This window comes from Acinetobacter sp. V104_13 (assembly GCF_031798995.1).
GTDB classification, from domain to species: Bacteria; Pseudomonadota; Gammaproteobacteria; order Pseudomonadales; family Moraxellaceae; genus Acinetobacter; species Acinetobacter pittii.
Genome location: NZ_JAVQNP010000015.1, coordinates 44397 through 51333, shown reverse-complemented (window position 1 = coordinate 51333; position 6937 = coordinate 44397). Strand labels below are relative to the sequence as shown.

6 protein-coding genes are annotated in these 6937 nt (G+C 38.3%); 2 read left to right on the top strand and 4 right to left on the bottom strand.

Annotated elements, in window-relative coordinates; all coding sequences use genetic code 11:
* Positions 1–438: 438 nt before the first annotated feature.
* Positions 439–1671 carry a tyrosine--tRNA ligase gene (gene tyrS, locus RMB06_RS03960; protein ID WP_002115433.1) on the bottom strand — a complete coding sequence of 411 codons (1233 nt, stop codon included), beginning with the start codon at positions 1669–1671 and terminating at the stop codon, positions 439–441.
* Positions 1672–1732: 61 nt separating this feature from the next.
* Between tyrS and RMB06_RS03955 the strand changes: the two genes are divergently transcribed.
* On the top strand, positions 1733–2860 hold the full coding sequence (locus RMB06_RS03955) for an anhydro-N-acetylmuramic acid kinase (protein WP_086260980.1): 1128 nt from the start codon (positions 1733–1735) through the stop codon (positions 2858–2860).
* Between the two features lie 127 nt (positions 2861–2987).
* Entirely contained in the window at positions 2988–3830 is an 843-nt protein-coding gene (locus tag RMB06_RS03950; RefSeq protein ID WP_311078446.1) for an alpha/beta hydrolase, read from the top strand.
* 60 nt (positions 3831–3890) lie between these two features.
* On the opposite strand, the gene erpA is transcribed toward RMB06_RS03950, so the two are convergent.
* From erpA to RMB06_RS03935, 3 genes are all read right to left on the bottom strand, one after another.
* Complete coding sequence (gene erpA, locus RMB06_RS03945) at positions 3891–4226, bottom strand: iron-sulfur cluster insertion protein ErpA (protein WP_002115421.1); 336 nt, start codon at positions 4224–4226, stop codon at positions 3891–3893.
* 124 nt (positions 4227–4350) lie between these two features.
* Positions 4351–5355 (bottom strand): putative solute-binding protein, encoded by a 1005-nt coding sequence (locus tag RMB06_RS03940; RefSeq protein WP_311078444.1) that lies wholly within the window; start codon positions 5353–5355, stop codon positions 4351–4353.
* A 352-nt stretch (positions 5356–5707) separates the two neighbouring features.
* Positions 5708–6715: a putative solute-binding protein gene (locus tag RMB06_RS03935; protein ID WP_002115480.1), complete on the bottom strand. Its 1008-nt coding sequence runs from the start codon at positions 6713–6715 to the stop codon at positions 5708–5710.
* Positions 6716–6937 lie beyond the last annotated feature (222 nt).

Sequence of the window (6937 nt, the reverse complement as noted above, 5' to 3'; positions counted from 1 at the left end):
AACTGTTTTTCAACAAGTTTCTATCTGCATCACCGCCGATGGATGTGCATTATAGATGATTAAGATCCCTTTGCAAGGGGTATTTCGGCCTTTTTCAATTGAGTGCCGTTTTTTTCTACTATTTTGCGAAAAAAGTGATATATATGGCTTTTTTTTAGGCATTTTCACTACCTTTTATTAGTTTTTATATTTAAGAATTTGGGGCATTTTTAATTTTCTATGTCTTTAATAGAGTTTATAGACATATAAAGTTCCTTAATTCCAAAGAAATAATAGAGTAAAAACTCTATTCCCAGCTATATTTCTTCTTGCTTTTAACTTACTTCATTTATTATTAATTATGTTTAGATGGTTCCACGTGGAACGCTTAATTGGTTTTGTGATCCAGAAATAAAAAAAGCAGGATTACTCCTGCTTTTTTAATCTATAACTTTTTTATTAGTCAGTGAAAATTACACGTGCAATTGCTTTTTTACCTGATTGAATAATAAAGCTTCCGTTTTCTTTTACAGAGAAGCTTGCATCAACAGCATTCCAGTCAACTTTTACCGCACCACGAGCTACCGCATCTTTTGCCGCAGCTGCATTCGGATTTAGGCCTGCTACACGTAAAATCGTAGCAATAAAGATTTCTCCTCCAAACTCACCAAGTGAAATAGTCACTTCTGGTGTGTCTTCAGGTACTTCACCTTCTGTAATACGGTTACCAGCACTCTTATGGGCATTAGCAGCAGCTTCTGCATCATGGAAGCGTTCAACTAGCTCAAGCGCAAGAATACGTTTTACTTCTTGCGGATTACGACCAGCAGCAATTTCATCTAATAGAGCTTTGATCTCATCAAGAGATTTGAAGCTTAATAAATCGAAATAGCGTTCAATTAAAGAGTCTGGCATTGATAAAACTTTTTGGTACATTGCCCCTGGTGTATCAAATACACCAATATAGTTACCTAAAGATTTAGACATTTTATTTACGCCATCTAGACCTTCTAGAATCGGCACGGTGATACACACTTGAGATTCTTGGCCATAACGGCTTTGTAAAGTACGACCCATAAGTAAGTTAAAGGTCTGGTCTGTACCGCCTAACTCAACGTCAGCTTCAAGCGCAATTGAGTCATAACCTTGAACTAAAGGATATAAAAACTCATGAATTGCAATCGGCTGATGATTGCTATAACGCTTAGTAAAGTCATCACGCTCTAACATACGTGATACGGTTTGCTGACTTGCTAATTGGATAAGGTCAGCAGCAGACTTTTGATTAAACCATTCTGAGTTAAAACGTACTTTTGTTTTATTCGGGTCTAATATCTTGAATACTTGTTCTTGATAAGTTTTAGCGTTGGCTTCTACTTGTTCACGTGACAACGGCGGACGAGTTGCGCTTTTACCAGTTGGGTCACCAATCATTGCTGTATAGTCGCCAATTAAGAAGGTAACCTCATGGCCCAAGTCTTGGAAAGTTTTTAGTTTATTAATAAGAACCGTATGTCCTAAATGTAAATCTGGTGCTGTAGGGTCAAAACCAGCTTTAATTTTAAGAGGACGATTCTCTTTGAGCTTTTTCAGTAAATCTTCTTCTGAAATAATTTCGTGCGTGCCTCGTTGGATGAGGGCAAGCTGTTCTTCGGCGGGCAAGAAATTTGACATCACAAAACCTAAACACATCAGTTATTCAATTTGTGCGATATACTAACATTTTTTCAGCGTCTTGCAGGGGAAGTTGCATATGAGCGCAATCTATATCGGCGTAATGACTGGCACTAGTATGGATGGTGTAGATATTGTTGCGGCTTCATTTGAGCCACTACAGCTTCATGCCACTCTTACAGTTCCATTCGAACCCGAGTTACGTGATGAGCTTATGGCATTAACTTTACCTGATGACAATGAAATTGACCGCATGGGTAAAGCTGATGTTGCTCTAGCCCAAATGATTGGTCATGGGATTAATACTCTCATTGAAAAGCACCAATTAGACCGTAGCCAAATAAAAGCAATTGGTTCGCATGGACAAACTATTCGTCATCGTCCAGAACATGGCTTTACGCTACAAATTGGTGATCCAAACATTATTACTGAAATTACTCAGATTCCGGTTGTTTCAGATTTCCGTCGTAGAGATATGGCAGCAGGAGGTCAAGGCGCGCCATTGGTTCCGGCTTTCCATCAAGCATTATTTCAACATCCAAGTATTCATCGTGTGATTTTGAATTTGGGTGGTATTGCCAATGTGAGTATGCTGCCGGCCAATAATGCTGACGGCGTATTTGGTTTTGATACAGGACCTGCAAATATTTTGATGGATGCGTGGTGTCATCGCCATACAGGTCATCCATATGATGAAAATGGTGACTGGGCAGCTTATGGTCATCCTATTCGCTCTTTACTCGATCGTCTCCATGCCCACGAGTATTTTTCTAAAGAACCGCCTAAGAGCACAGGACGTGAAGACTTTAATATTGATTGGTTAGATGATCAGTTAATCGATTGGCGAAATGATTTAACTTATGACGAGTTAGAAGATACACCTGAAAACATCCAAGCTACCCTATTAAAACTTACTGTGCGTGCTATTCAAAAAGCGATTTATCGTTCTGAGATGGAAACAGGCGAAGTGTATGTTTGCGGTGGTGGAGCTTATAACTCTTATTTACTAGAACAGTTACGTTGGCGTTTACGTAAACATAATTGGTCTGTTCAACCTACCGATGTGTTAGGACTTTCCCCTACTTGGGTCGAGGCTACAGCATTTGCATGGTTAGCAATGCGCTTTGTAGATGGTTTAAGTGGAAATTTGCCAGCAGTCACAGGCGCTTCGGATTTCAGAATCCTAGGTACGATCACGGCAGTATAAAACTATTTATTGATTTGTTTGGTTAGATTCGACCTCATAGCACATTTACTGACCCGAAATGCTGTTATGTAAATGAGCATAAAAACTCATGATAAATGCCGATAAAAATAATTTAAGGCATGTTTGTATGGATCTGACCAAACGTATTCATCAATATACACGCGGGGCTTGGACATTCGATGTGATTGATTCAGGCCCTATAGATGCTCCACTCGTTGTTTTATTGCATGGTTTTCCAGAAACTGCTCATAGTTGGGAGCAAACCTCTGAATTATTGCATCAGCATCAATTTAGAACGCTTGCGATTCATCAACGTGGTTATAGTTTAAGTGCTAGGCCTCAAAGCCGATTTCAATATTCATTGAGTGAACTTGTAGAAGATGTGGCAAGTTTCATTGAGCAGCTTAGCCAACCAGTTTATTTAATTGGGCATGACTGGGGCTCGGCAATCGCTTCGGGCATTGCTATGAAGTATCCACAATATATTCAGCATCTCACTTTAGTTTCTGTGCCCCATCAAGCTGCTTTTTTAAAAGCTTGTTTAAGCAGCAGACAACTTTTTAAATCTTATTATTTTGCAATTTTTCAGCTACCAGTCCTGCCAGAACTTTTATTTAAAAAGATACCTAAATTGGGTCGTAAGTTTCTAAAGTCATCAGGCATGACTGAACAGCAAATTGCTATATTCGAGACTGAGTTTATAAAAGAAAATAGATTAACTACGGCGTTGAATTGGTATCGTGGCTTTTTTTGGAACAAACCTCAAAATCCATTTAAAGCCATAGATGTTCCAACTCTTTTTATTTGGGGTAAACATGATATTGCCGTTACAGAAAAAAGTGCGGAGCTAAACTCACGTTATTTTAAAAATAGTTATGAAGCAGTTTTTATGGATGCATCGCATTGGATTCCATATCAGAATGCACCTGAACTGGTACAATACTTTTTAGAATCTGTCCGTAAAATATAATGATCTGACCAATAAAAAAACCTCTCTATTTTGAGAGGTTTTTTAAATTTTAAAATTCTTTTAAATCGAGAATGAAGAACCACAACCACATGTTGTTGTTGCATTCGGGTTTTGTACGATAAAACGTGAACCCTCAAGACCTTCTACATAGTCAACTACTGAACCAATAAGGTATTGGTAACTAAGTGAGTCAACCAGCATTTTTACATCGCCATTTACGAATTCTGCATCATCTTCATTTACGCTTTCAGCAAAATTAAAGCCATACGAAAACCCTGAACACCCGCCTCCTGTTACATAGACACGTAACATGAGATCGTCATTCCCTTCACTATCACGGAGTTGGCGTACCTTATTGGCAGCATTATCTGTCAAAACTAGAGCTTGGGCATTCATGATGATTGTTCCTCGGATTTTGCTGTGCCTTTCAAAATAAAAAAGACCCTATATTGAGTATAGCATAATCAATATAGGGTCTGTCTTCGAAGTTTAAAGCGAATCTTGAGTATTTTTATCAAGATTATTTGTAATTCTCGTCTTGTAAGCCACATTCGAAGTTTTTAGCATCTTGCTTACAACGGAATTGCCATAATAGTTTCATCATGCGTTTATCATATACACCACGTTGTGTAAGGTTAATTCGAGACTCACGCATGAGCTTTTGGTAGCCTGGTTTATCGGCTGCTGGGACATCCATCCAGTATTTTTGTGGAATATCAGCTTTCATCTTACCCAAGATGGTAAAAGCACGTGGTAGCTGACCTGAAACCCACTCTCTAGATTTCTGTCCAAAACCAGCTGGGAACTTATCAGGTCGAATAATAATATTTCCTGTGACCTGTAAGATTGGATAATTCACGATCGCACCTTTTGTACCTAAACCTTTTTGTAGTTCCAAAGGTTTAAATGCTGCTGCTGGCGCACCAATAATATCAACTTGATGGTTATTAAATTTCGCACCAAAATTTGTTACGTCAGCACTAACAGCCTGTGCCCCGACCTGCTGAACCATAATTTTTTGTGCTTCATCATAGTCAAGCACAGCGATTTTTTTACCGGCAGCTTTCGCTACTGTATTGATGCTACGGTCATTTACTAAAAGGTAAGCATCACCAACGGGAATAATACCGACGACCTCATAGCGTCCATTAACCATATATTTACTAAAAGTTTGGCTCGCTAAGCCTTGCATGACTTTAACAGCAAGTTTGAGATCTGGAATCGCACCAATTGCATCTAATGAACCAGTAAATGAGTTGAATTGACGCCCGCGCATTCCTGACACGCTAATACCATCACATTTACCCGCTTTAAAATCTTCAGCAATCACGGCTTCATTCTGGTTTACTTTAAGCTCGATATCAGCTCCCCAGTTTTTAGCGGCAAGCTGATAATCCTTCATCAACGCATAGACATCGCCATTTTTACCAACGAAGTCAAAAACACATACTGTTTGTTTAGCCTCGGCTGCAAAAGAAACTGTGGTAAGTCCCATCGCAAGTAATAGCGCTTTGGAAAATTGCATATTCTTTTTCCTTTCCTTGTGGAGTTTTTGTTTTTCGATACCAAGAAATTTCACACCGATTAGGTATGAATCGGATAGGCTTCATATAAAAATCATGTTGGAATATTTTTATAGACCGTATTTGCTTTTATGATTTTATTTCCATGGAAAATAGATAGCGATTTACCTACCTATTAGCAATTATTTTAATCACTTAAGTCCTTGATCCATTTTTATACCTTCATGTTTCCTTATGAAGTTTTTATCTAAATTTAGCTTAACGTCTTTCTAACTAACCACAATGGCAGAACTGACAGGACATAGAAAACAAAAAGCCTAGAACTCAGTCTAGGCTTTCTGAAAGAAATTAGGATTATTCACCAGGCATTGAACATTCAAAGTTAGCCTTGTCTACAGAACAACGTGCTTTTTTAAGTACAGACATCATTCCTGCATCGTAAACACCACGTTTAGTTAAATCCATACGGCCATCACGCAACATTTTTTGATACTTAAGTTTATCTTCTGCACTTAAGTTCATTTTGTATTTGCCAGGAATTTGCGCTTCTAAACGGTTGATCATTGCAAAGCTCTTCGGTAACTGTTTAACAAACCAGTCACGAGATTTTTGACCAAAACCAGCTGGGAATTTATCAGAACGTAATACTAGATCTGCTGTAACGTGTAATACAGGGAAGTTCCACATTACACCGTTTGCGCCTAAACCTTTATTTAACTCTAATGGTTTGTAAGCATAAGCAGGCGCACCTACCATATCTACCTGACCATTGTTGAATTTAGCAGCAAAGTTTGAAATATCAGAAAGAACTGCTTGAGCTCCTACACGTTGCACCATAATTTTTTGTGCATCGTCATAACCAAGTACAGCGAATTTTTTACCCGCAGCTTTTTCAACAGAGTTGATGTTTTTGTCACGTACGAAAATGAATGCTGAACCTAGTGGAGAAATACCAGCAACTTCGTATTTTTTACCACCCATATTTGTGGTCATTTTTGCTGCATTACGCGCATCTAATACATAGGTAATTGCACGTTGAGCGATTTGATTGTTTGGAACACCACCGAGTGAGTCGATAGATCCTGCGAATTTATTATATTGGCGTGCACGCATTGCTGTCATTGCCACAGCATCACACTTACCCGCTTTAAAATCATTATCAGCAACAGCCTCGTCCTGACGAGGAACTAAGTTAATTTCAGTACCCCAGCCTTTTGCAGCAAGAGCCCATTCTTCCATCATTTTATATGAGTCGCCTGCTTTTCCTAAGAGGTCGAATACACATACGGTACTCGCTGCTTGCGCTGAAGCAGAAAAACCAACAACAGAAGCGGCAGCCATAGCAAGTACGATTTTTTTCATTTTCTTCATCCTTCCACGGAACAGATTTTTTGTTTGAAGTTTCCTTTCAAACACAGATATTAATCATGTTTTTTAGAAAAAAATAGAGCTTTTACTCAAATATTTTTATCTCATTGAATCATTGTTTGTTCGATTTAATTTATTTATTAGCAGTAAAAATCACTAAGTTTCCGTAAGTTACTTTTTATATTCACAATTTTCATACCCATATTCAGCTTTGAA

Coding starts and splice junctions, on each gene's coding strand:
- tyrS (WP_002115433.1), bottom strand. CDS start 1,671: ATGTGTTTAGGTTTTGTGATGTCAAATTTCTTGCCCGCCGAAGAACAG.
- RMB06_RS03955 (WP_086260980.1), top strand. CDS start 1,733: ATGAGCGCAATCTATATCGGCGTAATGACTGGCACTAGTATGGATGGT.
- RMB06_RS03950 (WP_311078446.1), top strand. CDS start 2,988: ATGGATCTGACCAAACGTATTCATCAATATACACGCGGGGCTTGGACA.
- erpA (WP_002115421.1), bottom strand. CDS start 4,226: ATGAATGCCCAAGCTCTAGTTTTGACAGATAATGCTGCCAATAAGGTA.
- RMB06_RS03940 (WP_311078444.1), bottom strand. CDS start 5,355: ATGCAATTTTCCAAAGCGCTATTACTTGCGATGGGACTTACCACAGTT.
- RMB06_RS03935 (WP_002115480.1), bottom strand. CDS start 6,715: ATGAAAAAAATCGTACTTGCTATGGCTGCCGCTTCTGTTGTTGGTTTT.